This window comes from Kitasatospora sp. NPDC034533, from assembly GCF_055575155.1.
The window spans coordinates 174,287-200,326 of sequence record NZ_JBVITE010000006.1 but is presented as its reverse complement, the minus strand read 5'-3'; the positions used below and the strand labels follow the sequence as shown (position 1 = coordinate 200,326).

The 26,040-nt window shown below is 74.8% G+C and carries 20 protein-coding genes, 1 tRNA gene and 1 riboswitch; of the genes, 14 read left to right on the top strand and 7 right to left on the bottom strand.

Going from position 1 to position 26,040, the window contains the following annotated elements; genetic code table 11:
* Positions 1–406: 406 nt before the first annotated feature.
* Positions 407–2,734: a xanthine dehydrogenase family protein molybdopterin-binding subunit gene (locus ACZ55U_RS07220; protein WP_465523311.1), complete on the top strand. Its 2,328-nt coding sequence runs from the start codon at positions 407–409 to the stop codon at positions 2,732–2,734.
* A gap of 116 nt (positions 2,735–2,850) precedes the next feature.
* Here ACZ55U_RS07220 and ACZ55U_RS07215 read toward each other — a convergent pair.
* Positions 2,851–2,922 (bottom strand) — tRNA-Cys (locus tag ACZ55U_RS07215).
* A gap of 85 nt (positions 2,923–3,007) precedes the next feature.
* A riboswitch (guanidine-III (ykkC-III) riboswitch) is annotated at positions 3,008–3,073 on the top strand.
* 44 nt (positions 3,074–3,117) lie between these two features.
* Between ACZ55U_RS07215 and ACZ55U_RS07210 the strand changes: the two genes are divergently transcribed.
* The gene (locus ACZ55U_RS07210) at positions 3,118–3,432 is read left to right on the top strand and encodes a DMT family transporter (RefSeq protein WP_465523309.1); all 315 of its coding nucleotides are present in this window, start codon (positions 3,118–3,120) and stop codon (positions 3,430–3,432) included.
* A gap of 97 nt (positions 3,433–3,529) precedes the next feature.
* A complete protein-coding gene (locus ACZ55U_RS07205; protein ID WP_465523307.1) occupies positions 3,530–4,969 on the top strand; it encodes an MFS transporter in 1,440 nt (479 codons plus the stop codon).
* 3 nt (positions 4,970–4,972) lie between these two features.
* On the opposite strand, the gene ACZ55U_RS07200 is transcribed toward ACZ55U_RS07205, so the two are convergent.
* Positions 4,973–6,265: a polysaccharide deacetylase family protein gene (locus ACZ55U_RS07200; protein ID WP_465523305.1), complete on the bottom strand. Its 1,293-nt coding sequence runs from the start codon at positions 6,263–6,265 to the stop codon at positions 4,973–4,975.
* Positions 6,266–6,805: 540 nt separating this feature from the next.
* Here ACZ55U_RS07200 and ACZ55U_RS07195 point away from each other — a divergent pair.
* Genes ACZ55U_RS07195 through ACZ55U_RS07185 form a run of 3 tightly spaced genes read left to right on the top strand, consistent with a single transcriptional unit; the run spans position 6,806 to position 11,339 of the window.
* Complete coding sequence (locus tag ACZ55U_RS07195; RefSeq protein ID WP_465523303.1) at positions 6,806–7,447, top strand: class F sortase; 642 nt, start codon at positions 6,806–6,808, stop codon at positions 7,445–7,447.
* On the top strand, positions 7,444–8,769 hold the full coding sequence (locus tag ACZ55U_RS07190) for an alpha/beta hydrolase (RefSeq protein WP_465523301.1): 1,326 nt from the start codon (positions 7,444–7,446) through the stop codon (positions 8,767–8,769). Before ACZ55U_RS07195 ends, ACZ55U_RS07190 begins: the two co-directional genes overlap by 4 nt.
* Positions 8,766–11,339, top strand: a complete 2,574-nt coding sequence (locus ACZ55U_RS07185) for a rhomboid family intramembrane serine protease (protein ID WP_465523299.1) — start codon at positions 8,766–8,768, stop codon at positions 11,337–11,339. Before ACZ55U_RS07190 ends, ACZ55U_RS07185 begins: the two co-directional genes overlap by 4 nt.
* 125 nt (positions 11,340–11,464) lie before the next feature.
* On the opposite strand, the gene ACZ55U_RS07180 is transcribed toward ACZ55U_RS07185, so the two are convergent.
* Entirely contained in the window at positions 11,465–11,890 is a 426-nt protein-coding gene (locus ACZ55U_RS07180; protein ID WP_465523297.1) for an SsgA family sporulation/cell division regulator, read from the bottom strand.
* A gap of 309 nt (positions 11,891–12,199) precedes the next feature.
* On the opposite strand from ACZ55U_RS07180, the gene ACZ55U_RS07175 reads away from it, so the two are divergent.
* The 3 genes from ACZ55U_RS07175 (at position 12,200) to ACZ55U_RS07165 (ending at position 15,936) form a co-directional block, all read left to right on the top strand.
* Complete coding sequence (locus tag ACZ55U_RS07175) at positions 12,200–14,032, top strand: DEAD/DEAH box helicase (protein ID WP_465523355.1); 1,833 nt, start codon at positions 12,200–12,202, stop codon at positions 14,030–14,032.
* Between the two features lie 409 nt (positions 14,033–14,441).
* A complete protein-coding gene (locus tag ACZ55U_RS07170) occupies positions 14,442–15,092 on the top strand; it encodes an IclR family transcriptional regulator (protein WP_380695336.1) in 651 nt (216 codons plus the stop codon).
* Between the two features lie 37 nt (positions 15,093–15,129).
* On the top strand, positions 15,130–15,936 hold the full coding sequence (locus ACZ55U_RS07165) for a S16 family serine protease (protein ID WP_465523295.1): 807 nt from the start codon (positions 15,130–15,132) through the stop codon (positions 15,934–15,936).
* A gap of 77 nt (positions 15,937–16,013) precedes the next feature.
* Here the strand turns inward: ACZ55U_RS07165 and ACZ55U_RS07160 are convergent, their stop codons facing one another.
* Positions 16,014–16,784 (bottom strand): IclR family transcriptional regulator, encoded by a 771-nt coding sequence (locus ACZ55U_RS07160; RefSeq protein ID WP_465523293.1) that lies wholly within the window; start codon positions 16,782–16,784, stop codon positions 16,014–16,016.
* 152 nt (positions 16,785–16,936) lie between these two features.
* Positions 16,937–17,398, bottom strand: coding sequence for an Lrp/AsnC family transcriptional regulator (locus ACZ55U_RS07155; RefSeq protein WP_465523353.1), 462 nt, complete (start codon positions 17,396–17,398; stop codon positions 16,937–16,939).
* A gap of 342 nt (positions 17,399–17,740) precedes the next feature.
* On the opposite strand from ACZ55U_RS07155, the gene ACZ55U_RS07150 reads away from it, so the two are divergent.
* Positions 17,741–18,292, top strand: coding sequence for a VOC family protein (locus ACZ55U_RS07150; protein ID WP_465523291.1), 552 nt, complete (start codon positions 17,741–17,743; stop codon positions 18,290–18,292).
* A 91-nt stretch (positions 18,293–18,383) separates the two neighbouring features.
* Here ACZ55U_RS07150 and ACZ55U_RS07145 read toward each other — a convergent pair whose 3' ends face one another.
* Complete coding sequence (locus tag ACZ55U_RS07145; protein WP_465523289.1) at positions 18,384–18,938, bottom strand: hypothetical protein; 555 nt, start codon at positions 18,936–18,938, stop codon at positions 18,384–18,386.
* 134 nt (positions 18,939–19,072) lie between these two features.
* On the opposite strand from ACZ55U_RS07145, the gene ACZ55U_RS07140 reads away from it, so the two are divergent.
* From ACZ55U_RS07140 to ACZ55U_RS07130, 3 genes are all read left to right on the top strand, one after another.
* Positions 19,073–19,777: a response regulator transcription factor gene (locus ACZ55U_RS07140; RefSeq protein ID WP_380695348.1), complete on the top strand. Its 705-nt coding sequence runs from the start codon at positions 19,073–19,075 to the stop codon at positions 19,775–19,777.
* Positions 19,774–21,282, top strand: coding sequence for a HAMP domain-containing sensor histidine kinase (locus tag ACZ55U_RS07135; protein WP_465523287.1), 1,509 nt, complete (start codon positions 19,774–19,776; stop codon positions 21,280–21,282). Before ACZ55U_RS07140 ends, ACZ55U_RS07135 begins: the two co-directional genes overlap by 4 nt.
* A 673-nt stretch (positions 21,283–21,955) precedes the next feature.
* On the top strand, positions 21,956–23,347 hold the full coding sequence (locus ACZ55U_RS07130) for a glycosyltransferase 87 family protein (RefSeq protein WP_465523285.1): 1,392 nt from the start codon (positions 21,956–21,958) through the stop codon (positions 23,345–23,347).
* Between the two features lie 148 nt (positions 23,348–23,495).
* On the opposite strand, the gene ACZ55U_RS07125 is transcribed toward ACZ55U_RS07130, so the two are convergent.
* Entirely contained in the window at positions 23,496–23,912 is a 417-nt protein-coding gene (locus ACZ55U_RS07125) for an SsgA family sporulation/cell division regulator (protein WP_380695356.1), read from the bottom strand.
* Positions 23,913–24,326: 414 nt separating this feature from the next.
* Here ACZ55U_RS07125 and ACZ55U_RS07120 point away from each other — a divergent pair, with 414 nt between their 5' ends.
* A complete protein-coding gene (locus ACZ55U_RS07120) occupies positions 24,327–26,000 on the top strand; it encodes an RDD family protein (RefSeq protein ID WP_465523283.1) in 1,674 nt (557 codons plus the stop codon).
* Positions 26,001–26,040: the final 40 nt, after the last annotated feature.

Genomic DNA, 26,040 nt, shown 5'->3' with positions numbered 1-26,040 from the left:
CCCAGGGCGGCTACGACTCCGGCGTGTACGACACCACCGTGCTGGCCCCGATCCGGGACGCGATCCCCGCCCAGGCCGCCGACGACCAGGTGTACTACCCGCCGCAGGGCTACCCCGAGCAGCCGTACCAGGCCACCCCCGCGCACGGCACCTACCTGCCCTACCCGGACGGCCACCCGCAGCAGAACGGCTACGACGCCGGGTACGACGCCCCGGTCTACCAGCCCACCCCCGCGCACGGCACCCCGCTGCCCGAGGCGGCCTTCGACGGCACGCCCCCGCACGGCACCCCGTACGCGGCTCCGCACCCGCACGGTGCCCCGGCCGAGGGCGGCGCCCCGGCCGGCGCCCCGTACGGGTCCACCCCCGCCCACGGCATCCGGCTCCCCGAGGACGACCACGCATCATGACGTCGCCTACCGACATCGGCGCAGCACTCCAGCAGGACGGCGGCGAGGGCGGCGCACCGGAGCCGATCGGCCTGGGCAGCTCCCCGCTGCGCGGCGACGCGCTGCCCAAGGCGCTCGGCATCTACCCGTACGCGGCCGACCTGTGGGCCGAGGGGCTGCTGTGGGGCGCGGTGCTGCGCTCGCCGCACCCGCACGCCCGGATCCGCGGCATCGACACCTCGGCCGCGCTGGCGCTGCCCGGTGTGCACGCCGTGGTCACCGCCGCCGACCTGCCGCCCGGCCCGGACGGCGCCCCCGACGGCGCCCCGGCCGGACCGATCGTCGCCGACCGGCCGGTGCTGGCCGCCGGGGTGGTGCGCCACCACGGCGAGCCGATCGCGGCGGTGGCCGCCGACCACCCGGACACCGCCCGGCTGGCGGTCGGTCTGATCTCGGTCGACTACGAGCCGTTGGAGGCCGTCACCGACCCCGAGCAGGCCTTCACCGCGCCGCCGCTGCACCCGGACGGCAACCTGTTCCGCCACCTGCCGCTGCGCACCGGGGACCCGGACGCGGTCGGCGAGGTCGTCGTCGAGGGCCTCTACCAGGTCGGCCGGCAGGACCCGGCCCCGCTGGGCGCCGAGGCCGGGCTGGCCGTGCCGCGCCCGGACGGCGGCGTCGAGCTGCACCTGTCCTCCACCGACCCGCACGGCGACCGCGACCGCACCGCCGCCTGCCTCGGCCTGGAGCCGGACCGGGTCCGGCTGGTGGCCACCGGCGTGCCGGGCGCCACCACCGACCGCGAGGACCTCTCCTTCCAGGTCACCCTGGCGCTGCTGGCGCTGCGCACCGGCCGCCCGGTGAAGATGACGCTCACCCGCGAGGAGTCCTTCCACACCCACACCTCGCGCCACCCCGCGCTGCTGCGCTACCGCCACCACGCCGACGCCGAGGGCGTCCTGGTGAAGGTCGAGGCGCAGATCCTGCTGGACGGCGGCGCCTACGCGGACGTCTCCGCCGAGGCGCTGGCCGCCGCGACGGCCTTCTCGGTCGGCCCGTACGTCTGCCCGAACGTCTTCGTGGACGCCTGGGCGGTGCGCACCAACAACCCGCCGGCCGGCCGGATGCGCGGCGAGGGCGCGCTCCAGGCCTGCTTCGCGTACGAGTCGCAGCTCGACCAGCTGGCCGCCCGGATCGGCGTGGACCCGGTGGAGATCCGCCGCCGCAACGCGATGTCGACCGGCGACCCGCTGCCCACCGGACAGGCCGTCACCTGCCCGGCGCCGGTGCGCGCCCTGCTGGACGCGGTCGCCGCCGAGCCGCTGCCGGCCCTGCCGGTGGACGACCCGGACGCCGAGTGGCTGCTGCCCGGCGGGCCCGGCGGCGCGGGCGACCCGGCGGCGGTGCGGCGCGGCATCGGCTACGCCGTCGGCATGGTGCACATGCTGGGCGCCGAGGGCGAGGACGAGGTGTCCACCGCGACCGTGCGGGTCAGCGGGGACCACGCCACGGTGATCTGCGCGGCGGTCGACGCCGGGCAGGGCTTCGCCACGCTGGCCCGGCAGATCGTGCAGACCGTGCTGGGCGTCAGCGAGGTCTACATCGCGCCGGCCGACAGCGACCAGTCGATCGCCGGGCCGTCCGCCCGGGGCCGGCACACGTGGGTCTCCGGCGGGGCCGTCGAGCGGGCCGCGCTGATGGTTCGCCACCAGCTGTTGCAGCCGATCGCGGCGAACTTCGGGATGTCGGTGGAACTGCTCCAGATCTCCGACGGCAAGATCACCTCGTACGACGGGGTGCTCGGCATGCCGGTCGCGGAGGCGCTGGAGGGCAAGGAGCTGTGGGCCACCGCGCAGTGCCGCCCGCACCCGACCGAGCCGCTGGACGAGTCCGGGCAGGGGGACGCCTTCGTCTCCATCTCGTTCTGCGCGATGCGGGCGGTGGTGGACGTGGACATCGAGCTGGGCGCGGTCCGGGTGGTCGAGATGACGGTCGCCCAGGACGTCGGCCGGGCGCTGAACCCGCGGCAGATCGAGGACCGGATCGAGGCGGGGGTGGCCCAGGGCGTGGGCCTGGCGCTGCTGGAGGACCTGCGCACCGAGGGCGGGGTGCTGCGCAACCCCTCGCTCACCGGCTACCGGCTGCCCACCTCGCTGGACACCCCGGAGGTGCGGATCGCCGCGCTGCTGGAGGAGCGCGACGTGGTGGCGCCGTTCGGGGCCAAGGCGGTCGGCGCGGTGCCCGCGGTGGTCGCCCCGGCGGCCGTCGCCGCGGCCGTGCGCGCCGCCACCGGCCTGCCGGTGGGCCGGCTGCCGATCCGGGCCGAGGACGCCATCACGCTCTGAGGCCCTCCGGAAACCCCGGCCGGGCCTTCCGGAAAGCCTGTCCGGGCCGTCCGGAAAACGACGGAAAGGAATTGCCGGCCCACTTTTCGAGTCGGCCGGCAATTCCTTTCCCCATGAGGCCATGGCGGGAATCGAACCCGCGTGCACCGCTTTGCAGACGGTTCCCTCAACCACTCGGGCACACGGCCAGTGAATTCATGGTGGCCGATCCCGGGGCGAGGGGTCAACGCCGTTGTGTAAATTCTGTGTGGCAAGGTGTGTTACGGTCGCCGGTAGGTGGCTCCGTTCCCGCCACCCCGGACGAGCGCGTCGTACCCGGTGACGACAAGACGGCGCAGTTCAGCGGCAATCCGGCCGCTGTGGACTGCGGAGGTACCACCGTCATGGCCTGGCTCGTTCTGATCGTCTCGGGTTTCCTGGAGACCGTCTGGGCGGTCGCCCTGGAATCGTCCAAGGGCTTCACCCGCCTCGTTCCCAGCCTCGTCTTCGGCGTCGCGCTGCTGTTCAGCATGGGCGGTCTGGCGTACGCGATGCGCACCATTCCGATCGGCACCGGCTATGCGGTCTGGGTCGGCATCGGCGCGGTCGGCACCGCCGTCTACGGCATGGCCGTCCTGGGGGACCCGGCGACCGCGGCCCGGATCGCGTGCCTGCTGCTGATCGTCTCCGGTGTGGTGGGCCTCAAGGTGCTGCACTGACGGGCGTCTCCGGGCGGCGGCCCTAGGTCCTGCGACCGAGTCGCTCACCGACCGGGGTCAGGAGTCAACCGCTTGGACGGCTCTTACCATGTCACGTATGACCACTGCCTCCCCCACCTCGGTCGACCCCGTGCCGATACCCCTCGACGACGACCCCGGCGGCGGGGTGCTCGGCGGCCGTTTCCGCGCGCTGACGCTGGGGATCGTCTCGGTGGTCCTGGTGATCGCCTTCGAGGCGACGGCCGTCAACACCGCGATGCCCACCGCGGCCCGCGAGCTGCACGGCGTCCCGCTGTACGCCTTCGCCTTCTCCGGCTACTTCACCAGCACGCTGTTCGCCCTGGTCGTCTCCGGCCAGTGGTGCGACCGGCGCGGCCCCATGCGGCCGCTGTTCACCGGCATCGCGGTGTTCGGCGTCGGCCTGGTGGTGGCCGGGACGGCGCCCGGGATGTGGGTGTTCGTGGGCGGCCGGTCGATCCAGGGCCTGGGCGGCGGACTGGTGATCGTCGCGCTGTACGTGGTGGTCGGCCGGGCCTATCCGGAGCGGCTGCGGCCCGCCGTGTTCGCCGCCTTCTCCTCGGCCTGGGTACTGCCCTCGATCGTCGGCCCGCTGGTCGCCGGGGCCGTCACCCAGCACCTCGGCTGGCGCTGGGTGTTCCTGGCCGTGCCGGCGCTGATCCTGCTGCCGCTGGCCGTGATGGGCCCGGCGCTGGCCCGCTCGGAGCGCGAGCACCCGGTGGCCAAGGGCGGGGAGTTCGACCGCCGCCGCACCCGGCTGGCCGCGATGGCGGCGGCCGGCGCCGGACTGGTCCAGTACGCGGGCCAGCGCCTCGACCCGATCGGGCTGGTCCCCGGCGCGGCCGGGGCGGCGCTGCTGGTGCCGGCCGTCCTGGGGCTGCTGCCCACCGGGACGCTGCGCGCGCTGCGCGGGCTGCCGGCGGTGATCCTGCTGCGCGGCGTGGCGGCGGGGGCGTTCTTCTCCGCCGAGGTGTTCATCCCGCTGATGATGACCAGCCAGCGCGGCCTCTCCCCGACCCTGGCCGGGCTCACCCTGACCAGCGGCGGCCTCACCTGGGCGCTGGGCTCCTGGCTCCAGGGACGGCCGGGGGCCGAGCGCCACCGGGTGCCGATGATCCGCGGCGGCTTCGCGCTGACGGCGGTCGCGGTCGGCGGCGCCGCGCTGGTGCTCGTCCCGGCGGTGCCGGCCTGGGTGGCCGCGGTGGCCTGGGGCATCGGCGGCCTCGGGATGGGGCTGACCATCGCGAGCGTCAGCGTGCTGATGATGAAGCTCTCCAGGCCGGAGGACGCCGGCGCCAACTCGGCCGCCCTCCAGCTGAGCGACGCGCTGGGCAACGTGCTGCTCACCGGCCTGGCCGGGGTGCTGTTCGCGGCGCTCGGCGGCGGCTCGGTGGCGGCCCCGCACGACACGGCGGAAGGCGCCGGATCGCCCGGCGCCTTCGCGGTGGTGTTCCTGACCAGCATCGGGGTGACGCTGGCCGGGGCGCTGCTCTCGGGGCGGGTCCGCGCCCGGGCCTGACGGTCAGCCGGCGGCGGGGGCTCCAGCCCCCGCCGGGACGCCGAGGAAGGCCTCCCAGCCGCCGGCCGGGGCCTGGCCCGGGCCGAGGCTCTGGAGCTTGCGCAGCACCGCGGGGTCCTGGACGTCCAGCCAGTCGACCAGCTGCCGGAAGGAGACCAGCCGGACCTCCGGCTTGCCCGCGATGGTCCGCAGGACGTCCTCGACGGCGTTCATGTAGATGCCGCCGTTCCACTCCTCGAAGTGGTTGCCGATGACGTACGGCGCCCGGTTGCCGTTGTAGGTGCGGTCGAAGCCCATCAGGTAGGAGTCCCGCGCCTGGGCCTGGAAGCCCGGGTAGAGCGCCGGGTCGGCCTTGGTGTTGGGGCCGCACTGGTTGTACATGATGTTGTAGTCCATCGAGAGCACCTGGAAGGTGTGCCCGGGGAAGGGGATGGACTGGAGCGGGAGGTCCCACAGGGCGCCGCCCTGGATCTTCTGCGGCCACACCTGGGTGCCGTTGCCGCTGCTGTCGTAGCGCCAGCCGCGCTTGACCGCGGTGGGCAGCAGGTTGCGCTGGCCCTCCAGGCAGGGGGTGCGGCTGCCGATCAGCTCCTTGCGGTAGTCGAAGGGCAGCGCCGGCAGGTCGGTGAAGCCGGTGTTGGTGCGCCAGTTCGTCACGAAGTCCATCGCCTGCTGGATCTCGCTGTCCCACTCCTCCGGGGACCACCTGGCGACGCCGGTGGAGCCGCAGAAGTGGCCGTTGAAGTGGGTGCCGATCTCGTGGCCCTCCAGCCAGGCCGCGTGCACGTTCTCCAGGGTGTCGCGGATGTGCTGGTCGCTCAGGTACCCGATGTCGGAGGCGCCGGCCTTGTGCTGCGGCGGGCGGTAGAGGTCCTTCTTGGACTCGGGCAGCAGGTAGAGGCCGCTGAGGAAGAAGGTCATCTTCGCGTCGTGCTCCTGGGCCAGCCGGCGGAAGCGGGCGAACAGGCCGTTGTCGAGCTCGCCGGCGCCGTCCCAGGAGAAGACCACGAACTGCGGCGGGCGCTGGCCGGGCCGCAGCGGCTCGGCGACGGGCTGGTTCGGCTGCGGGCCGGTGTCCGAGGTGGAGCCGTCGCCGATCAGGACGACCTCCGGCTTGGGGGCCGGGGGTGCCGGGGCGGGGGTGGCGCCCTTCCCCTCGGCCGCGCCGGTGGGCGGCGCGGCGGCGCCGGTCGCCCGCTGCCCGCCGGTGGCGTGGTTGCTGCCGCAGCCGGACGCCAGGGTGGCGGCGGTGGCGGCGCCGGCCGCCAGCAGGGTGCGGCGGGAGAGGGCGTCCATGGTCACTCCGTTCGTGGGGCGGCGGGGGCGGGCGGCGTGCGGGGCGGTGACGTCCGGTCGGGTGCGCGGGTGGCGCCGGCGACCGGGTCAGCATGGCACGGGGGCGGGGGCCGCCGGAGAGGCGCAGCGCGCGACGGGGGCGATCCCCCCGAACGACGCAACCGGCGGCGCGACCGGCGGCACGACTGACGGCGCGACCGGCGGCGCGACCGACGGCACGACTGACGGCGCGACCGGCGGTGCGGGCGGTGCGGTCGAACGGCGCCGACGAAGTACACCTCCGGAGGACGCAACCGAACGGGCCCGCCGGACCGTCGAACAGCTCGGGTCGGGCATGGTCCCGCGGCGGCCCTCCGAAGGAGTGGTCCGTCGCACTCCGCGACCGGGTGCCCACGCAGCGGGGGGAAAACGCCGTTGACCCTGCCGATCGGGGGGTGCCGATACGACCGTCGTATGGACGTGCCCTACAGTCCGATCCGGTTGAATTGTTTCCCAGGAAACTCCCAGGAAGCGGGATTCCGTCGGCAGAGGGGAGCGCCCGTGGGCGTCCAGCAGAGCAGGAGCCCCTGGCCGGGCACCCTGGCGGCGGGAGCCGCGCTGGTGCTCGGCGCCTGGCTGTTGCGCGGCGGTTCGCCGGTGCTGCCGCCCGCCCCGGACCCCGGCCAGGCCCAGGCCGGGATCACCCCGGTCTCGGTCGTCCCGCCGCTGGGCCCGTCCGCGCCGACCCGGATCCGCATCCCGGCCGTCCGGCTGGACGCCCCGGTCACCGCGCTCGGCCTGGAGCCCGACGGCCGGCTCCAGGCGCCGCCCGCGGCGGACCGGAACCTGGCGGGCTGGTACCGCGGCGGGGCCAGCCCCGGCCAGCGCGGCACCGCGATCCTGGCCGGACACGTCGACAACCAGGCCGGCCCCGCGGTCTTCTACCACCTGGGCTCGCTCCACCGGGGGGACCGGATCGAGATCGCCCGGGCGGACGGCGCCACCGCCGTCTACCAGCTGTACGCCATCGAAGTGCACGACCGAAAGGACTTCCCGGACGACCGGGTCTACCGTCAGGCCGCCGACGCCCAGCTGCGGGTGATCACCTGCGGCGGCGCCTACAGCGAGGAACACGGTTACGAGGGCAACGTCGTCGCCTACGGATTCCTGGCCGACACCACCCCTCCGGGCACAGCCGCATGACCACGTTGACCCTTGCCACCCGCTGGAACCCGATCGACTGGCCGCTCACCGAAGGCCTCATCCCGCACGCCGTGCTGGCGGCCGGCTGGGCGGCGCTGTTCGCGCTCGCCGTCGGCCGCGGCCGGAGCTGGTGGCGGCTGCGGCTGCCCGCCGCGCTGCTCACCGCGGCCGTACTCAGCCTGCTCCTGGACGTCGTGGTCGACGGCTGGTGGCACCCCTTCCCGGAGGGCACGCCCGGGTACGTCACCCGGTGGATAGCCGTCGCCCTGCTCGGGTTCTGCCTGGCCGGCTACCGGATGCGCCGGCTCGCCTGGCGGCGGCGGGCGCTCGCGCTCGGACTGAGCGCCCTGGTGCTGCTGATGGCCGCCTCCGAGGTCAACATCGGCTTCGGCCAGTTCCCGAGCGGGCGCGTGATGCTGGCGCCGTGGCTGACCAAGACCGACGGGCTGGTCGCCACCAAGGTCGGCCAGACCGTGGCCGTGCCGCCCGGCAAGGTGCTGGAGGAGGTCTGGAAGCCCCCGGCGGACCTGCCCGAGAAGGGCACCGTCTCGGTGGTGCCGATCCCCGGCACCAAGTCGGGCTTCCACGCCCGCGACGCGTACGTCTACCTCCCGCCCGCCTACCAGGCCACCCCGCGGCCGCTGCTCCCGGTGGTCGTGATGCTCTCCGGCCAGCCCGGCGTCCCGGGGGACTGGGTGCTCTCCGCGCAGATCAACGAGGCGCTGGACGCCTACGCCGCGGACCACGGCGGCCTCGCGCCGATCGTGGTGATGCCCGATCAGCTCGGATCCACCTGGGCGAACACGCTCTGCCTCGACTCGAAGATCGCCAGGACCCAGACCTACCTGGCGGTGGACGTCCCCAACTGGATCCACCAGAACCTCCAGACCGCGACCGGCCGGGGCGCCTGGGGCATCGGCGGCGCCTCGATGGGCGGCACCTGCGCGCTCCAGCTCGGCGTCAACGCCCCCGACGTGTACGGCACCGTGCTCGACATGTCCGGGCAGGAGGAACCGACCCTGGGCAGTCGGGAACAGACCGTCAAGGCCGCGTTCGGCGGTGACGAGAAGAAGTTCGACGCGGTCGATCCGCTTCAGGTGATGACCCGCAGGAAGTTCCCGGACACCAACGTCGCGTTGGTCGTCGGCGAGACCGACGAGGAGTTCAGACCGCAGATGGAGAAGGTCTACCAGGCCGTGCAGGCGGCCGGGATGAAGTCCAAGTTCGAGCTGATGCCGGGCGGCCACGGCTGGGTCGTCTTCCGGCCCGGCATCGCCCAGCAGATCCCGTGGCTCGCCCAGCAGACCGGGCTCGCCCGGTGACCGGGGCGGGGACCGCGCTGGTGACCGTCGGCGAGCAGCGCGGGGCCGGGCCGGAGGCGGAGCGCTCGACCGAGCGCGGCACCGACCGCGCCCCGGTCACCCGGACGCCGGAGCCGCGCCCGCAGCGGGTCCGGCGGGCCGCCCGGGCGCTGGGCGCCCGGCTGCGCGAGGCACCGCTGACGCTCGCCCTGCTGGCCGGGCTCTGGCTGCTCGGCGCGGCCACCGGCAGCCTGCGCCACGGCCCGCCCGAACGGCTGCTCGACCGCGCCGGCACCGGCCTGCCCACGCTGGCCGAGGGCCACTGGTGGACGCCGGTCAGCTCGCTCTTCTGGTGCTCGGGCACCGGCTCGTACGTGTTCACCAGCCTGCTGCTGCTCCTGGTCGGCCCGGCCGCCGAGCACCGGCTCGGGCAGGCGCGCACCCTCGCGGTGCTGGTCGGCGGGCAGGTCGTCGGCACCCTGCTGGGCACCGCGCTGGTCGCGGTCGGCTCCTCGGCGGGGGAGCAGTGGACCGCCTCGGTGGCCGACCAGGTCTCGGTCGGCCCCGCCGTCGGCGTCTTCGCGCTGGCCGGGGTGCTCGGGTACCGGCTCACCGTGCTCTGGCGGCGCCGGCTGCACCTGCTGGTGCTGCTCGTCCCGCTGGTGATGACGCTGTACGTGGGCCACCTCCAGAGCGTCCAGCGGTGCGCCGGAGCGCTGGCCGGGCTCGCCCTGGGCGCGCTGGTCAGCCGGGGCCGCCCGCACCTGCGCACGCACCGCTCCTCGCACTCCGAGACCCGGGTGCTGGTCGCGCTCTGCCTGGTCGCCGCCGCCTTCGGACCGCTGATCGCCTCGCTGTACGACAACGCCAGCGGGCCGTTCAACACCTTCTCCGAGCTGTACCTCTCACACCGGCTCAGCCCGGAGGAGGTGGCCGACTTCTGCGCGGTGTCGGCGCACGACTGCGCCCGCGCGCACGCCGTCGTCCGGATCTTCGACACCCCCGGCCGGATGATGGCCGCGCTGTTCCCGGCGCTGCTGCTGGTGCTCGCCGAGGGGCTGCGCCGGGGGCTGCGGTTCGCCTGGCTGGTCACGGTGGCCACCGAACTGCTCTGGGCGGGGCTGCTGTGCTGGCTGTACCTGGACGCCGGGCCGGTCAGCCGGGACGTGGTGCAGTACTTCGTCGAGGCGCTGCTGCTGCCGCTGCTGACCACCGCTCTGCTGGTGGCCACCCGCAACCGGTTCCGGCTGCGGCTGTCCGGCCGCTCGGTGCGCCGGCTGGCCCTGGTGCTCGGCGGCGCGGCGCTCGCCTCGGCGGCGGCGTACGTGGGGCTCGGGCGGCTGGTGGCCGGGGAGTTCGAGCCGGGGGCGACCGTGCGCGGGCTGGTGGCCGGGCTGCCGGCCCAGTTCCTGCCGCCCGCCTACAACGACCTGCTGCCGGACTACCCGATCGCGGTCGGGCCGGTGGCGCGCCTCCTGGAGACGTACTGCGGGCTGGCGTTCTGGGGGGTCGCGCTGGCCGTGCTGCTGTCGGTCTTCCGCCGCCCGGTGCTGAACACCGACGCGGCCGCGGCCCGCCGGGCGCGGGCGCTGCTGACCGAACACGGCGGCGGGACGCTGTCGTTCATCGCCACCTGGGACGGCAACCACTACTGGTTCGACGAGCGGGGCCGGGCGGCCGTCGCCTACCGGGTGGTCGGCACCGTCGCGCTGACCACCGGCGACCCGTTCGGCGCGCCGGAGGACCGGGCCCGGGCGGTGGCCGGCTTCGCCCGGTACTGCGACGCGCGCGGCTGGACGCCGTGCTTCTACAGCGTCTGCGGCGAGACCAGGGCCGCCGCCGCGCAGCTGGGCTGGCGCTCGGTGCAGGTCGCCGAGGACACCGTGGTGCCGCTGCCCGAGCTGGCCTTCACCGGCCGCAAGTGGCAGGACATCCGCACCGCCCTCAACAAGGCCGGGAAGCAGGGCATCTGCGCCGAGTGGTGGGCGTACCACGAGGCGCCGCTCGCGCTGCGGGAGCAGATCCGGGCGATCTCCGAGGAGTGGGTCTCCGAGAAGGGCCTGCCGGAGATGGGCTTCACGCTCGGCGGGCTGGAGGAGCTGGACGACCCGGACGTGCGGGTGCTGGTCGCGGTCGACGGGCAGCGGGTGGTGCACGGGCTGACCAGCTGGATGCCGGTGTACGAGGACGGCGTGCCGGTCGGCTGGACGCTGGACTTCATGCGCCGGCGCTCGGACGGCTTCCGCGGCGTCAGCGAGTTCCTGATCGCCTCGGCCGCGCTCGGCTTCAAGGAGGAGGGCGCGCGGTTCCTGTCCCTGTCGGGCGCGCCGCTGGCCCGCACCGGGCAGGACGAGGAGCCCACCGGGCTGCAGCGGATGCTGGACTGGATGGGCAGGGTGCTGGAGCCGGTGTACAGCTTCCGCTCGCTGCTGGCGTTCAAGGCGAAGTTCCAGCCGGAGTACCGGCCGATGTACATGGCGTACCCCGACCCGGCCGCGCTGCCCGGCATCACCAGGGCGATCGGCAAGGCGTACCTGCCGCACCTGACGGCGGCGCAGGGCGTACGGCTGATGCGCAGGCTCTCCGGCTGAGCGGCGGGCATCGGTCCCCCCGGGCCCCGGTCCCGGGTGGCCGTGCGCCTCGGTGCCGCCGCGCCACGGTGTCGTCGTGCCTCACGCTCCCGTGTCGCCGCGGTCCTGTGCCGCTGCGCCGTGCGTCAGCCGAGCAGCTCGGCGAGCGCGCGGTCGGCGTCCAGGTGCTGGTACTCCTCCCCCTCGGGGACGAGCAGCCGGCTGCGCCACAGGAAGCGGCGCAGGTCGGCGGTGTCGAACTGGAGCAGGGCGGTGCCCTCCGGCGCCCGCAGCTCGACCATCGTGCGGCGGCCGAGCGCGGGCCGGACGTGGACGTCGCCGACGCCCGACGGCACCTCGACGCCGCAGCTGAGCAGCTGGCGCGCGAATATCCAGACGATGTCCTCGGCGCCGCCGCCCTCGGCGGTGTCGTCCAGCGAGAACTCGGCGGGGAAGGCCATCCGGACGGCCAGCGGGTCCTCCGCGAGGTAGGACAGCACCACTCGCAGCCGGACGGAGCGGTGGGGGGAGAGGATCAGGCGGGCCTGAGCGGTCTCTTCGACGGTGCGCATGGTGGGGTCCCTTCGGTTCGGTGCGGGGCCGCGCTTCGGCAGGTGGGGTGGTGCGGCCTCACCCTGGTGAGAGTGGTGGGGCGGGTGGTGCTTACGCGGTTCCACGGAGAATTTCCTGTGAGCCGGGTCACAGCGATTTCCGGCCGCCCGGGCCCGGCGCGGAGCCTCGCCTGGAGGCCCGATCGGTGCCGGACCGGTACGCTGGGCGGGTTGTCCGATCGCCGCCCGACCGCGGGACGGGGCCGCAAAACCGCCTCTGACCTGCGATGATCCCCCTCGGAGACCGTGAGTACTGCCGCCGCCTCCTCGATGCCGCTGTTCTCCGACGTGCCGGAGCCGCAGGCGCCCGTCCGATCCGTCGGCCACGCCGCGCCCGCCGGTTCGCACCACCTCTCCCCGGCCTTCCCCGGCCGCGCCCCCTGGGGCACCGCGGGCAAGCTGCGGGCCTGGCAGCAGGGCGCGCTGGACAAGTACATCGAGACCCAGCCGCGCGACTTCCTCGCGGTCGCCACCCCGGGCGCCGGCAAGACCACCTTCGCGCTCACCCTGGCCTCGTACCTGCTGCACAACCACCTGGTGCAGCAGGTGACCGTGGTCGCGCCGACCGAGCACCTGAAGAAGCAGTGGGCCGAGGCCGCCGCGCGGATCGGCATCAAGCTGGACCCGGCGTACTCCTCCGGGCCGCTGTCCCGGGAGTACCACGGCATCGTGGTCACCTACGCGGGCGTCGGGGTCAACCCGATGCTGCACCGCAACCGCACCGAGGCCCGCAAGACCCTCGTGATCATGGACGAGATCCACCACGCCGGTGACTCCAAGTCCTGGGGCGAGGCCTGCTTCGAGGCCTTCGAGCCGGCCACCCGCCGGCTCGCGCTGACCGGTACGCCGTTCCGCTCGGACACCAACCCGATCCCCTTCGTGTCGTACGAGGCGGGCAGCGACGGCATCCGCAAGTCGGTGGCCGACTACACCTACGGCTACGGGCACGCGCTCGCCGACCACGTCGTCCGCCCGGTGATCTTCCTCAGCTACAGCGGCAACATGCGCTGGCGCACCAAGTCCGGCGACGAGCTGGAGGCCCGGCTCGGCGAGCCGATGACCAAGGACCTGATCGCCCAGGCCTGGCGCACCGCGCTCTCCCCGCAGGGCGAGTGGATCCCGGCCGTGCTCCAGGCCGCCGACCGGCGCCTCACCGAGGTCCGCAAGGCGATCCCGGACGCCGGCGGGCTGGTCATCGCCACCGACCAGAACGTGGCCCGCGCCTACGCCAAGATGCTGCGCGAGATCAGCGGCGAGAAGGTCACCCTGGTGCTCTCGGACGAGGCCGAGGCGTCCAAGCGGATCTCCGACTACGCGGCGGGGACCTCGCGCTGGATGGTCGCCGTCCGCATGGTGTCCGAGGGCGTCGACGTCCCCCGGCTGTGCGTCGGCGTCTACGCGACCTCGATCTCCACCCCGCTGTTCTTCGCCCAGGCCGTCGGCCGCTTCGTGCGCGCCCGCAAGCGCGGCGAGACCGCCTCGGTGTTCCTGCCGACCATCCCGCTGCTGCTGGGCTTCGCCAACGAGATGGAGCTCCAGCGCGACCACGTGCTGGACCGGCCCAAGAAGGAGGGCGAGGGCCTCTTCGACGAGGAGGACCGGCTGCTCGCCGAGGCCGAGCGGGCCAACGACGGGCCGGACGGCGCGGGCGGCGAGGAGTTCTCGTACGAGGCCCTGGGCTCCGACGCGGTCTTCGACCGGGTGCTGTACAACGCCATGGAGTTCGGCATGCAGGCCCACCCGGGGAGCGAGGAGGAGGACGACTACCTCGGCATCCCGGGCCTGCTGGAGCCGGACCAGGTGCAGATGCTGCTCCAGAAGCGCCAGCACCGGCAGATCCAGCGCAGCAAGACCAAGCCCGCGGAGGAGGCCGACCTGCTGGAGCTGCCGGCCGAGCAGCGCCCGGTCGTCACCCACCAGGAGCTGCGGGAGCTGCGCAAGGAGCTGAACGCGCTGGTGGCCGCCTGGCACCACCGCACCAGCCAGCCGCACGGCACCATCCACAACGAGCTGCGCCGCCAGTGCGGCGGGCCGCTCACCGCGCAGGCCACCGCGAACCAGCTCAAGGCGCGGATCGCGAAGATCCGGGAGTGGGCGAAGTAGGCCCTCCCGCGCGGGAGGGTCCGGCCGGCCGGGGAGCGGGCGGGGCGGCGGTCCGGCCGACGGCGCGGCGCCGCCCCGGATGCCCCGCCGTGTCCGGACTGCGGACCGGGGGCGCGCCCGCTCCCTGACACACCCGGCGAATCGCGGGGATTTGTCCCGAATCCGGGACGGCGTTGCGGTTGATCACGCCCGAATTTTGGACAACCACTTCCGCCGCGTCATTTCCTTCACTACCTTTCCCCCACGCTCTTCCGCCGGGCAACCCCCGCGGGACGGCGCCGCAGGACCGTGCGTGCGGGTCAACGAGGACACCGCGCGGCCCGAAGCGCGGCCACCCTCGCCTGCGCGCGACACCGACCTTGGAACGGCGCTGCCCGCCCCGCGAGCGCCGCGGAAAGGATTGCCCGTCGTGACTGCCGAGACCTCCCAGACCCTGGACCGCGGCGTCCGGGTCCTCAAGCTCCTCGCCGACTCCGAGCGGGGGCTCACCGTCACCGAGCTCGCCGCCCGGCTGGCCGTCAACCGGACGGTGGTCTACCGGCTGCTGGCCACCCTGGAGCAGCACGGGCTGGTCCGCCGGGACATCGGCGGGCGCGCCCGGGTGGGCCTGGGCGTGCTGCGGCTGGCGCACCGGGTGCACCCGCTGCTGCGCGAGGCCGCGCTGCCGGCCCTGCGCAGCCTCGCCGAGGACCTCGGGGCCACCGCCCACCTGACCCTGGTGGACGGCAACGAGGCGCTGGCCGTCGCCGTGGTCGAACCGAGCTGGACCGACTTCCACGTCGCGTACCGGACCGGCCTGCGCCACCCGCTCGGCGAGAGCGCGGCCGGCCGGGCGATCCTGGAGGCGCGCACCTTCCCCAGTCAGCGCAGACCCGAGCAGGGCTTCGTCATCACCCGCGCGGAGGAGCAGTCCGGGGCGAGCGGGGCCGCCGCCGCGCTGCTCGGCCTGAGCGGCATCGAGGGCAGCGTCGGCGTGGTGATGCTGAACGGGATGGTGCCCGAGCGGGTCGGCCCCCGGGTCGTGGAGGCGGCGACCGAGGTGGCCGACGCCCTGAGGTGACACCCGCGCACGGCGTCCGGTGTGTTTGGATTCCCCTGTGTCCGACACCAAGCTGCCCAAGGCCCTGACCGCCCCGCGGACCCGCGCGCTGACGCTGTGCGGCGTGCTGGTCGCCGCGCTGTTCGGCGTGGCCGCCTTCGTCCCGCTGCCGTACACCATCACCTGGCCGGGCCTGACCGCGGACACCCTCGGCTCGTACCAGGACAGGCCGGTGCTCACCATCACCGGGGCGCCGCTGCGCACCACCGAGGGCGAGCTGCGGATGGTCACCATCACGGCGACCAACGCGGGGCAGCGGAACACCTTCTGGCGCTCGCTGCGGGCGTGGTTCGACCCGAAGGAGGCGGTGCGCCCGACCGAGACGGTCTACCCGGAGACCAACCCGGTGAAGGCCGACGAGGCGACCGCGCAGCAGATGGCCGAGTCCCAGGACTCCGCCACCGCCGCCGCGCTGAACTTCCTCCACCTGTCGCCGGACCAGGTGAAGGTCAAGGTCGACCTGGGGGCGGTCGGCGGCCCGAGCGCCGGCCAGATGCTGGCCCTGGGCATCGTCGACAAGCTGGCCGGCGACGGCAGGGGCGGCGACCTCACCGGCGGGCTCACCGTCGCCGGCACCGGCACCATCGACAAGGACGGCAACGTCGGCCCGGTCGGCGGCGTCCCGCTGAAGACGCAGGCGGCCGCCAGGGACGGCGCGACGGTGTTCCTGCTGCCCAAGGACGAGTGCGCGGACGCCAAGGTGAACACGCCGAAGTCGCTGCGGCTGGTGCCGGTGGGCACCCTGGCCGAGTCGGTCGCCGCGCTGGAGGCGATCCGCGGCGGCGGCGACGTCCCCTCCTGCTGATCGCGCGTCCGCTCCGGCTGACCGGCCGTCTGCGCGCACGGGGGCGGGACCTCGGGGGCCGGGCGGTCCCCGGCGGGTCAGATCCCGAAGGCCATCGTGGCGAAGTCGTCGCCCAGCCGGGTGCGCAGCTGGGCGACGATCCCGGCCAGCCGGTGCGCCTGGCTCATCGGCAGCGAGACCGAGATCGCACCGATGCCGCTGCCCGCGATGATCGGCACCGCCGCGCCCGCGGTGCCGAGCTGGTACTCCTGGAACTGGGTGATCGGGGCGGCCCGCCGCGGGCCCTGGCGCGGCAGCAGTGGCAGGCTGCACGGGTCCCGCAGGGTGTACGGGGTCAGCGGCACCATCGGGTAGCGGGCCAGGTGGTCCCGGCGCTCCTCGGCGGTCATCAGGGCCAGCAGGGTCTTGCCGGCCGCGGTGGCGTGCGCGCCGGCCCGGAAGCGGTGACGGTCGACCAGCGGCGCGCCCGGGGCCTCGGCGGCTTCGACCAGCTCCACCTCGCCGTGCCGGTACCAGGTGAAGTAGACGGCGGCGGAGAGCTCGTCGGCGAGTGCGCCCATCAGCATCCGCAGCCGGGTGGGCCCGCTCGCCGGGCCGTCGTGCCGGACGAGTCCGGCGACCGCGGGGCCGGTCAGGTAGACGCCGCTGCGGCGCTCCAGGTAGTGGTCGTGCACCAGGGTGCGCAGCAGGTGGTAGGCGGTGCCCAGGGCGAGGTCGGTGTCCCGGGCGAGCTGCTTGGCGGTGGCGCCCCTGGGGTAGCGGGCGGCCGCCTCCAGCAGGCGCAGGGCGCGCTGGGCGGAGGCGATGAGGGTGGGGGCGGTACCGTCGGCCGCGACGGCGCCGGTCATGCGGGGGCCGACCCGGGGGAGGGCGGGGCCGCCACGGGTTTGAGCCGACCGGTGGACGGCGCCAGGAATTGTAGAACGTTCATGCATAAATCTTGCGGCCGACGGCGCCTCGGGAATGTGCCAAATCGGCGCGTGGCGTCGGACGGATCCTCCTACTCGGCGGCGGCCTGGTCGATCAGCGGCAGGATCCGGTACGGCACCGGGTTCTCCAGGACGATCGCGGTGGACGAGCGGACGATGCCGTCGAAGCCCAGGACCCGGTCGATCACCCGTTGCAGATCGGCGTTGGACCGGGCCACGATCCGCACCAGCATGTCGCCGATCCCGGTGATGGTGTGCAGCTCCAGCACCTCCGGCACGCTCGCCAGGTGCGCCCGCACGTCCGAGCCCTGGCCCTGGGAGATCTCCAGGGTGGCGAAGGCCGTCACCGGGTAGCCGATCGCGGCCGGGTCCACCTCGGGGCCGAAGCCGCTGATCACGCCCTTGGCCTGGAGCCGGTCCAGCCGGGCCTGCACGGTGCCCCGGGCGACCTGGAGCCGGCGCGAGCACTCCAGCACACCGATCCGGGGCTCCTCGGCGAGCAGCCGGATCAGCCGGCCGTCGAGGGCGTCGATGGCGTCGTTGGTGCTGCCCGCGGGGGCGGCGGGAGCGCCCTGCGGGGTGGTGGGTGCGCCCTGCGGGGCCGTGGGTGCACCCTGCGGGCAGGGGGAGCCGGGCGGCGCGGGGGAGCTCGGGGAGTGACCAGGGGGCATCGGAGAACCGTCCTGTGGTGGGCATTCTGTACAGCTGCGGGCCAGATTCTTCCGCTCGGTGGCGCAGTTTGACCAGGAGGAAACGGAACAGTTGCGCGTAGGTCGGTCCGGCGCCACCCTCCAGCCACACCCCCGTGTGCAGGACCCCACCCCCGGTGCCGGGGGCGGCCAAGGACGGTTCGTACGCCGACCGGGAGGGCAGACATGACCGAAACCGCCGCCGAACCCGCCCTGTTCGGGGCCGGCCTCACCGGCCCCTCACCGGACCGGGCGCAGGCGGGGCCGTTGCCGATGGGCCACGCCGACGCGGTGGTCTTCGCCGTCGCCGACGCCGCGCGGGCGGCCCGCCGCTACTGCGCCGCGCTCGGGCTGCGCTGCACCGCGTACGCCGGGCCGGAGACCGGCGACCCGGAGGCGCTCTCGTACGTGCTCGTCGCGCCGGGCACCCGGATCGTGCTCACCTCCCCGGTGCGGGACGCCGGCCCGCGCGGCCGGGAGCTGACGGCGTACCTGGACCGCCACGGCGACGGGGTGCTGGACCTCGCGGTGAGCGTGCCGGACGCCTACTACGCCTACGACTACGCGGTGGACCGCGGCGCGCTGTCGCTGGCCGAGCCGCACGAGGTGCGGGACGACTACGGCTCGGTGGTGCTGGCCACCATCGGGGTGCCGGGCGGGACCAGGCACACGCTGGTCGACCGGGCGGGGTACGCGGGGCCGTACCTGCCGGGGTACGTGCCCTGCCGGGAGTTCTGACGGGTGCGTCGGACTCGGCCCGGCGGACCACCGTCTCCTACCGGATCACTGTCTCCTACCGGGCCACCGTCTGCTACCGGGCCACCGGCTCCTACCGGACCACCGTCTCCACGATCGGCGGGTGGCCGTTCCAGGAGGCGATCACCGAGTTGGCCTCGTCGTCCCGGACGAAGTCGACCCGCAGCCACCCCTCCTGGTTCCACACCTTCATCTGCCAGCCCGGGTCCGGGGTGGCGGAGACCAGGGCGGCCCGGTCGCCCCTGAGGTCCAGCGCGACCTTGCCGCCCGGGACCGGATAGCTCTTCACCGTGCTCGTCGCGGGGGTGGCGGCGGCGGTGGGCGCGGGCCGGTGGGAGGGCGGCGTGGCGGTGCTCGCGGGAGCCGGGCCGTGCGGGGCGGTGGTGGTGGTCGTGGTGGCCGGGGCGGTCGTCGGGGAAGGGGACGTGGGCGGTGGGTCGGAGTGCTGGTCGGGGGTGGGCGTCGCCGGATGCGGCGGGTCGTCAGCCTTCGCGGAGGGCAGGGGGATCGCCGTGGGCTGCTCGAACGCGGCGCCGGTCAGCACCGCGTGCACACCGAGCCACGACAGTGCCACCGCCGCCCCCGTGGCCGCCGCCCAAGCGCCGAGCTGTACCAGTCCGTTCCGCATCGTCCGCACATCTTGCCGTATTTCCAAACGGATGGAGAGCGGCACCCCCGGTATTCGGCAGGGCAGTTGCACAATGTCCGGAGCCGCCCCCGAGGTACAGACCACTGCCCGCCGATGGCGTACCGTGCAGGCCCATGGCAACAGTGCTCGTGGTCGAGGACGACCCCTTCGTACGCTCCGCGCTCATCCGCCACCTGACCGACACCGGTCACGCGGTCCGCAGTGTGGGCACGGCCCTGGAGGCACTGCGGGAGGTCGCCCAGGTGGGCTGTGACCTGGTGATCCTCGACCTGGGCCTGCCCGATCTGGACGGCAGCGAGGCGCTCAAGATGATCCGGGGCCTGACCAACGTGCCGGTGATCGTCTCCACCGCCCGGGACGACGAGGCCGAGATCATCCGGCTGCTCAACGACGGCGCCGACGACTACTTGGTGAAACCTTTCTCCGGGGAGCACCTCAGCGCCCGGATGACCGCCGTGCTGCGCCGGTTCGGCGGCGGCGCGGCACCCGTCGCCCAAGTGCTGCGGGTCGGCGGGCTGGCCATCGACCTCCAGCGGCGCGAGGCCGCGCTGGACGGACGGCCGCTCGACCTGACCCGCCGTGAGTTCGACCTGCTCGCCTTCCTGGCCGCCCGGCCCGGCGTGGTGGTGCCCCGCAAGGAGATCCTCGCCGAGGTCTGGCAGCAGACCTACGGCGGCGACCAGACCATCGACGTCCACCTCTCCTGGCTGCGTCGCAAGCTCGGGGAGACCGCCTCCAACCCCCGTTACCTGCACACCGTCCGCGGCGTCGGGGTCCGTCTGGAGGTCGCCGGAGGCCTGGCGGAGCACCGGACATGAGGAGGTTCGGGCGCTCGCTGCGCTGGGCCCTGATCAAGGCCGCCGTCGCCGGGACCACCATGGTCGCGCTGGCCTTCCTCATCCCGCTCGGGATGATGGTCCAACAGACCGCCCGGGACCGGGCGTTCACCGCCGCCGAGCGGCAGGCCGCGGCGCTCGGGCCGGCCCTGGCGATCACCACCGACCAGGACGCGATCAACCGGGCGCTGGCGAGTACGGACGCCGGCGCGCAGGGGCGGATGGCGGTCCACCTGCCGGCGGTCGGGCAGCCCGCCGGGACGGGGGGCCCCGGGACCGCCGCGGCAGGGACGGCCGCCGGGGCGGGGAGCCCCGGGACCGCCGTCGGAGCCCCCGCCGGGACCGGCGAGCCTGCGGGCCCGACGCTGGGGGAGGGGCGCGCCAGCGCCTCCGACCTGGCCGCGGCCGGGGGCCAGGGCCGCTCCTTCACCGTGAAGGTGGGCGGCGGGTACGCCCTGCTCCAACCGGTCGCGGTGGACACCGGGCGCGCCGTGGTCGAGGTGTTCGTGGCCGAGAGCGACCTCACCCGGGGCGTCTCCACCGCCTGGCAGGTGCTCTCCGCCGTCGCGCTCGGCCTGGTCGCCATCTCGGTGCTGGTCGCCGACCGGATGGGCAACCGCATCGTCGCCTCCGCGCAGAAGCTCGCCGCCGCCGCCCGCTCGCTCGGCGCCGGGAACCTCTCGGTGCGGGTCCCGGTCGAGGGCAAGCAGGTCGAGGGCAGCCCCGAGGAACTGCGCGAGGCCGGCCAGGCGTTCAACACCATGGCCGACCGGGTGGTCCAACTCCTCTCCGCAGAAAGGGAACTGGCCGCCGACCTGTCGCACCGGCTGCGCACCCCGCTGACCGTGCTGCGGCTCAACGCCGCCTCGCTCGGCGAGGGCGACGCGGCCGTCGCCACCCGGCACGCGGTCGCCCAACTGGAGCGCGAGGTCGACCAGATCATCCGCTCGGCCCGCCGCGCCCCCGAGGACGCGCCCGCCGTGGCGGTCGGCTGCGACGCCGTCGAGGTGATCCGGGAGCGGACCGCCTTCTGGTCGGCGCTGGCCGAGGACGAGGGGCGCCGCTGGCAACTGGCCGGCGCCGAGCGGTCGGCGCCGGTGCCCGTCCAGCGCGGGGACCTGGCGGCGGCCGTCGACGCGCTGCTCGGCAACGTCTTCCGGCACACCGCCGTCGGCACCGCCTTCTCCGTGGACGTGCTGGTCACCGAGGGCTCGGTGATCGTGCTGGTCGGCGACGCCGGACCGGGGTACAGCGACCCGTCCGCCGCCCTCAAGCGCGGCGAGGGGGACGGCGGGGAGGGCTCCACCGGCCTCGGCCTGGACATCGTGCGCAAGCTCGCCGAGTCCACCGGCGGGGACGTCGTGCTCGGCCGCTCCGCGGTGCTCGGCGGGGCCGAGACCCGGCTGCGGCTGCGCACCCGGCCGCAGCCCGAGGAGCCCGCGCGCGGCGGGCGGCGGCGGACCCGGGGCGCGCTGTTCCAGAAGTGACGGGACGTCGGCACCGTGCCTGACGGGGGCGAAGCCGGGCCGGGGCCGCGCTGCTGACGGCGGATCGGGAAGTTCCTTAACGGCGTCCTAAGGGAGTTCTACCCCTTGCTCAGCCAGGCGGCCGCACCCCCGGAGCGCCGCTAGCGTCGGTCGCGCCGGTCACCCGACCGAGCCGGGCCGGCCGCCCGGAGGCCCGCGCGCACCCGCGCCACTGCGGTCGGGGCCGCCACCCGGACCGTCACTCCGACGGCGAAGCCGAGCACCCCGGCGCCGCCCGTCACCCCGGCCGTCACCCCCACGGCGGCCGGTGTGGCCCGTTCCCCCGGTCGGCGCCGGGGCCGGCTTTCGCGCTCTTCGTGGACTCCTCGCTTCACCCGGCGGCTCCGGGCCGTTGTCCTCCGGATTGCTCTCCGGCGGGCCGTTCCCCTGCGGGCTGCTCTCCTGCGGGCCGTTCCCCTGGGGGTTCTCCTGTGGGGCTTGTCCGCCGCGCCCGCGCCGTTGGCCTCCGGCACCGCGCCGTCGTCCTCCGGTCGGCCGTGCCCCGCCCTTCGGAGCCCGGCCGGTCAGAGCCACTTTCGTCACGATGCGTAGTCGAATCACTCCGGGCCCGCCGGGCGGCATCCGGTATCGTCGCTGGTTGGCCGAGTGGTGGACGGAGTGGACAGTGACAGCGGTGCAAGACGAGCGAAGCCCGGTGCGGACCGCCCCCGCCCCCTCGCCCGCCCCCCTGCCGGACCGGCTGCGCCACGCGCTCGGCGCTCCCGTCCGGGCGCTGCGCGAGGCCCCCCGCCGCCCGCTGCTGGCCGCCTCCGCCGTGGCGCTGCTGTCCCTGCTGGTGTACGCGGTGGTCCGCCACTTCGTCCACACCTCGATGGTGGACATGATCGTCTACCGGGCCGAGGGCGCCGCCGTGGCCGAGGGCAAGGACCTGTACGCGCTGCGCGTCACCGAGTGGAGCCTGCCCGCGACCTACCCGCCGTTCGCGGCGATGCTGTTCGTCCCGACCACCTGGTTCCCGGTTCCCTTCCTCCGGGTGGCGATCACTCTCGGCAACGTCGGGCTGCTCGCCCTGCTCACCCACCTGTCCTTCAAACTGGCCGGCTGGCCGCGCCGCGAGCTGCGGGCGGTCGGCGTGGTCCTGGTGACCGGCCTCGGGGTCTGGCTGGAACCGGTCTTCACCACGCTCCGCTACGGCCAGATCAACCTCGCGCTGGCCTGCCTGATCCTCTGGGACCTCACCCGCCCGGACGGGAAGCGGAGCAAGGGCGTGGCGATCGGCATCGCCGCCGGCATCAAGCTCACTCCCGGCCTGTTCGCGGTCTACCTGCTGATCACCGGCCGGATCCGGGCCGCCTTCGTGGCCGGCTTCACCTTCCTCGCCACGTTCCTGCTCGGCGCGCTCGTCCTGCCCGACGCCACCCGGGGCTTCTGGACCGAGTACCTCTACGACTCCTCCCGGGTCGGCAAGACCTGGATCGTCGACAACCAGTCGCTGCGCGGCGCCTTCGCCCGGCTGCTGCACACCACCGAGCCGGGCACCCTCGCCACCGTCGGGGCGGGCCTGGTCGCGCTGGCCGGCCTCGCCGTCTCCGCCTGGGCCGCGCGCAGCGGCCGCTGGCTGCCCCGGGCGGAGGCCTGGGGCGTCTGCTGTGCGGCCGTCACCGCCGTGCTGATCTCGCCGATCAGCTGGACCCACCACTGGGTCTGGTGCGTGCCGATGCTCGTCCTGCTCGCCGCCGAGGCCTCGGTGGAGCACGCCCGCCCGGCCGGTGTGCGCCGACTGCGCTGGCGGGCGGCCTTCTGGGCGACGCTGGTCGCCTTCCTGTCCTTCGCGATGTGGGCCGCGAAGCCGGTCGGCTCGGCCGTCCTCGACCTGTCACCGTGGCGGCAGCTGCCCACCTCGGTCTACCCGTGGGTCGGACTCTGCTTCCTGCTCGCCGCCGCGATCCGGATAAGGGCCCGGCGGCGTTCGGCCGGCGCGCCGCTGGTCCGGCTGCCCGGACAGCGCGACGGCGGCGGCCCGGACGCCGCCCGCGGTCGTCAGCAGGCCCCCGCGGCCCGCTGAGCCGGCGGGGGCACCGCTCCTGCTTCCTTCCGGTTCCGCTCGTTCGGGTGGTCCCGCTCCTCGGGGTGGGACCGTTGGGTGGGGGCGTGCCCGAACTCCCGTTCGCGCCCCTGGTGCCGTACGCGCCGGTGCGCGCTCCGGCGCACGCTTAGGCGAGCAGCTCGGCGAGCGAGCCGTCCATGTCCAGCACGCCCAGCTCGCTGCCCGGCGGGACCAGCCGGTGCGCCCGCTCCAGCCAGGCCGCGACGACCGGCAGGGGAGCCTCCAGCAGCGCGTCCCCGGCGGGCGAGCTCAGCGCCAGGCAGAGCACGCTGCGCCGGCCCGAGCGGGTCGGCCAGATCCGCACGTCGCCCTGGCCGCACGGGCGGAAGGTGCCCTCGACCAGCAGCTCCCGGGCGAACACCCAGGTCACCGGGGAGCCGGTGTCCAGGTGGAAGGTGATGTACACCGCGTACGGGTCGTGGCTGCCGTAGGACAGCCGGGCCGGGACGGGGATGCTGTGCTCCGGCGAGAGCACCAGGTTGAGCTCCAGCTCGTGTTCGACGACGCTGACGGGACGCTCCATGATCGTCTTCCTCTCTTCCTCCGGGCGGTGCCCGGTTCCGGGCCCTGTGACCTTTGAGAGGGCGGTCCGCACCGGCTCTTACACACGTTTCCGGGATTTCTCCGGGAAATTTGGTGAGAGGTGGTGAGCAGTGGTGAACAGCGGGCGGCAGGGCGCGCGACAATGCGCCGCGCGCCGGGCTCCCTACCGTGAGCGACCCTTCGGTGTCCGGGGAATCGCGAACTTTCCGTCCCGGCTCCGGCGAGGTACTACCCTTTGTGACTGCCCGGCGACTGTCCGCCCATCGGCGCTGCCCCCACACGTGCCGGGTTCCGGGCGCGCGCCGGGCCGTACGCGCTGGGCGGACGCGTCCGCGGCGGTCGGGCCGCCCGGCCGCGCCGCCCTCGTCAGGACCTGCCAGGAAAGAAGACCCCCATGACGGACCGCCCCTTCGCCGCCGACGGCGACCCGGCCGTCGCGCCCGAGCCGGGCTACTACCCCGATCCCTCGATCCCCGGCTTCGTCCGGTACTGGGGTGGCTCGGCCTGGGTGCCCGGCACCAGCCGGCCCGCGCCGGCCGCCGGCGAGGTGCTGGAGCCGCCCCGCTACGCGACCCGGCGGCCCGCTCCGGACGGGCCACCGGCGCGGGCGGTGCCGCCGCCGGTGGCGGACGCGGCGCCGGTGGTGGTGGACCCGGCGCCGGTGGTGGACCCGCCGGTGGTGGACCCGGTGATGGACCCCGGGCCGGCGGCGGTGCCGGAGGTGGTGGCGGGTGGGCCGCCGGCGGATGGCGGTGACACCGGGCCGGTGTACTTCGACCAGACCACGGGCGGGGCTTCCTTCGTGCTCGGGCCGCGGGTGGCGGAGGTGATCGGCGGGCCGGTGTTCCGGACGGTGGAGGCGACCGGGCCGCTGCCGGGCTTCGCGGGGGCTGCGGCCGCCGCCCCGGATCCGGCCCCGGATCCGCTGCGGGCCCCGATCCGGGCCTCGGGCCCGGCCCCGATTTCGGAACCGATTGCGGATCCGGCCCCGGTTCCGGTTCCGGCCCCGGTTCCGGTTCCGGCCCCGGGTCCGGATCCGGCGCCCGGGGAGTCGGGATGGCAGGCCGATCCGCGGGCCCAGCGGGGCCTGATGGAGACGGGCGGTGCGCCGCGTTGGGTCTCCTGGGGGGTGCTTCCGGAGGCGGCCGATGCGCAGGAGGGGCGTGGGGGAACGGAGCGAGCTCCGGCTGCCGTGGAACCCGCCGCCGCCGCCGCCGCCGACGCCGACGCCGACGCCGACGCCGACGCCGGTGCTGCCGGTGCTGTCGGCGCGCCCGCCGTCGCGACGGCGGTGCGGGACACCCAGGTGCGCGAGGCGCAGGCGCGCGAGGCCCCGGTGTCGGCCGTCCTGGCCTCGGGGCCGGTGCCGGTGGTGGGCGGGGAGGCCGCTTCGGGCCGTGACCGGGCCCCGGTTCCCGTTGCCCCGCGGCCCACGGCCGCGGCCGTCGCCGTGCCCGCCGCCCCGCTGCCCGCCGTGCGGACGGTCCGGGAGACCGCCGTCCAGCCCCGGCCGTCCGCCACCGCCACCGTCCCGGCCCGCGCGGCCTCCCGGGCCGTCCGGGCGGCCGGAGCCGTCGAGCCGGCCGGGCTGGGCCGCCGGCTGGCGGCACGAGCGGTGGACACCGCCGTGCTGCTGGTGGTCGCGGCCGCGGCCGGGATCCCGCTCGGCCGCTCGGTGACCGACCACCTCCATCAGAAGGTCGACCAGGCCCGGATGACCAGCGCGCTCACCCGGCGCCAGATCCAGGTCTGGCTGGTGGACGACGTGGTGCTGGGCAAGGCCGCCGTGCTGATCGGCATCCTGCTGTTCGTCGGCCTGCTCTACGAGGTGCTGCCGATCGCCCGCACCGGGCAGACCTTCGGCAAGCGGCTGGCCCGGATCCGGGTGGTGGACGCCGCCGCCCCGGCCACCCGGACCGGGCCGAGCCTCGGCCGCTCGCTGCTCCGGTGGGCCGTCCGGCAACTGGGCACGGTGCTGCTGCTCGGACTGGTCTGGCCGGTGTTCGACCGCAGGGCCCGGCGCGGCTGGCAGGACCGCGCGGCCCGGACCCGGGTGGTGCGGGACTGAAAGCCCGTCGGCCCGTCGGCTCCTCGTCGGTTCGCGGGCA

Excerpts from the sequence above, each read along its gene's own strand:
- ACZ55U_RS07220 (WP_465523311.1), top strand. The coding sequence starts at position 407 with ATGACGTCGCCTACCGACATCGGCGCAGCACTCCAGCAGGACGGCGGC.
- ACZ55U_RS07210 (WP_465523309.1), top strand. The coding sequence starts at position 3,118 with ATGGCCTGGCTCGTTCTGATCGTCTCGGGTTTCCTGGAGACCGTCTGG.
- ACZ55U_RS07205 (WP_465523307.1), top strand. The coding sequence starts at position 3,530 with ATGACCACTGCCTCCCCCACCTCGGTCGACCCCGTGCCGATACCCCTC.
- ACZ55U_RS07200 (WP_465523305.1), bottom strand. The coding sequence starts at position 6,265 with ATGGACGCCCTCTCCCGCCGCACCCTGCTGGCGGCCGGCGCCGCCACC.
- ACZ55U_RS07190 (WP_465523301.1), top strand. The coding sequence starts at position 7,444 with ATGACCACGTTGACCCTTGCCACCCGCTGGAACCCGATCGACTGGCCG.
- ACZ55U_RS07180 (WP_465523297.1), bottom strand. The coding sequence starts at position 11,890 with ATGCGCACCGTCGAAGAGACCGCTCAGGCCCGCCTGATCCTCTCCCCC.
- ACZ55U_RS07175 (WP_465523355.1), top strand. The coding sequence starts at position 12,200 with ATGCCGCTGTTCTCCGACGTGCCGGAGCCGCAGGCGCCCGTCCGATCC.
- ACZ55U_RS07160 (WP_465523293.1), bottom strand. The coding sequence starts at position 16,784 with ATGACCGGCGCCGTCGCGGCCGACGGTACCGCCCCCACCCTCATCGCC.
- ACZ55U_RS07150 (WP_465523291.1), top strand. The coding sequence starts at position 17,741 with ATGACCGAAACCGCCGCCGAACCCGCCCTGTTCGGGGCCGGCCTCACC.
- ACZ55U_RS07145 (WP_465523289.1), bottom strand. The coding sequence starts at position 18,938 with ATGCGGAACGGACTGGTACAGCTCGGCGCTTGGGCGGCGGCCACGGGG.
- ACZ55U_RS07140 (WP_380695348.1), top strand. The coding sequence starts at position 19,073 with ATGGCAACAGTGCTCGTGGTCGAGGACGACCCCTTCGTACGCTCCGCG.
- ACZ55U_RS07135 (WP_465523287.1), top strand. The coding sequence starts at position 19,774 with ATGAGGAGGTTCGGGCGCTCGCTGCGCTGGGCCCTGATCAAGGCCGCC.
- ACZ55U_RS07125 (WP_380695356.1), bottom strand. The coding sequence starts at position 23,912 with ATGGAGCGTCCCGTCAGCGTCGTCGAACACGAGCTGGAGCTCAACCTG.
- ACZ55U_RS07120 (WP_465523283.1), top strand. The coding sequence starts at position 24,327 with ATGACGGACCGCCCCTTCGCCGCCGACGGCGACCCGGCCGTCGCGCCC.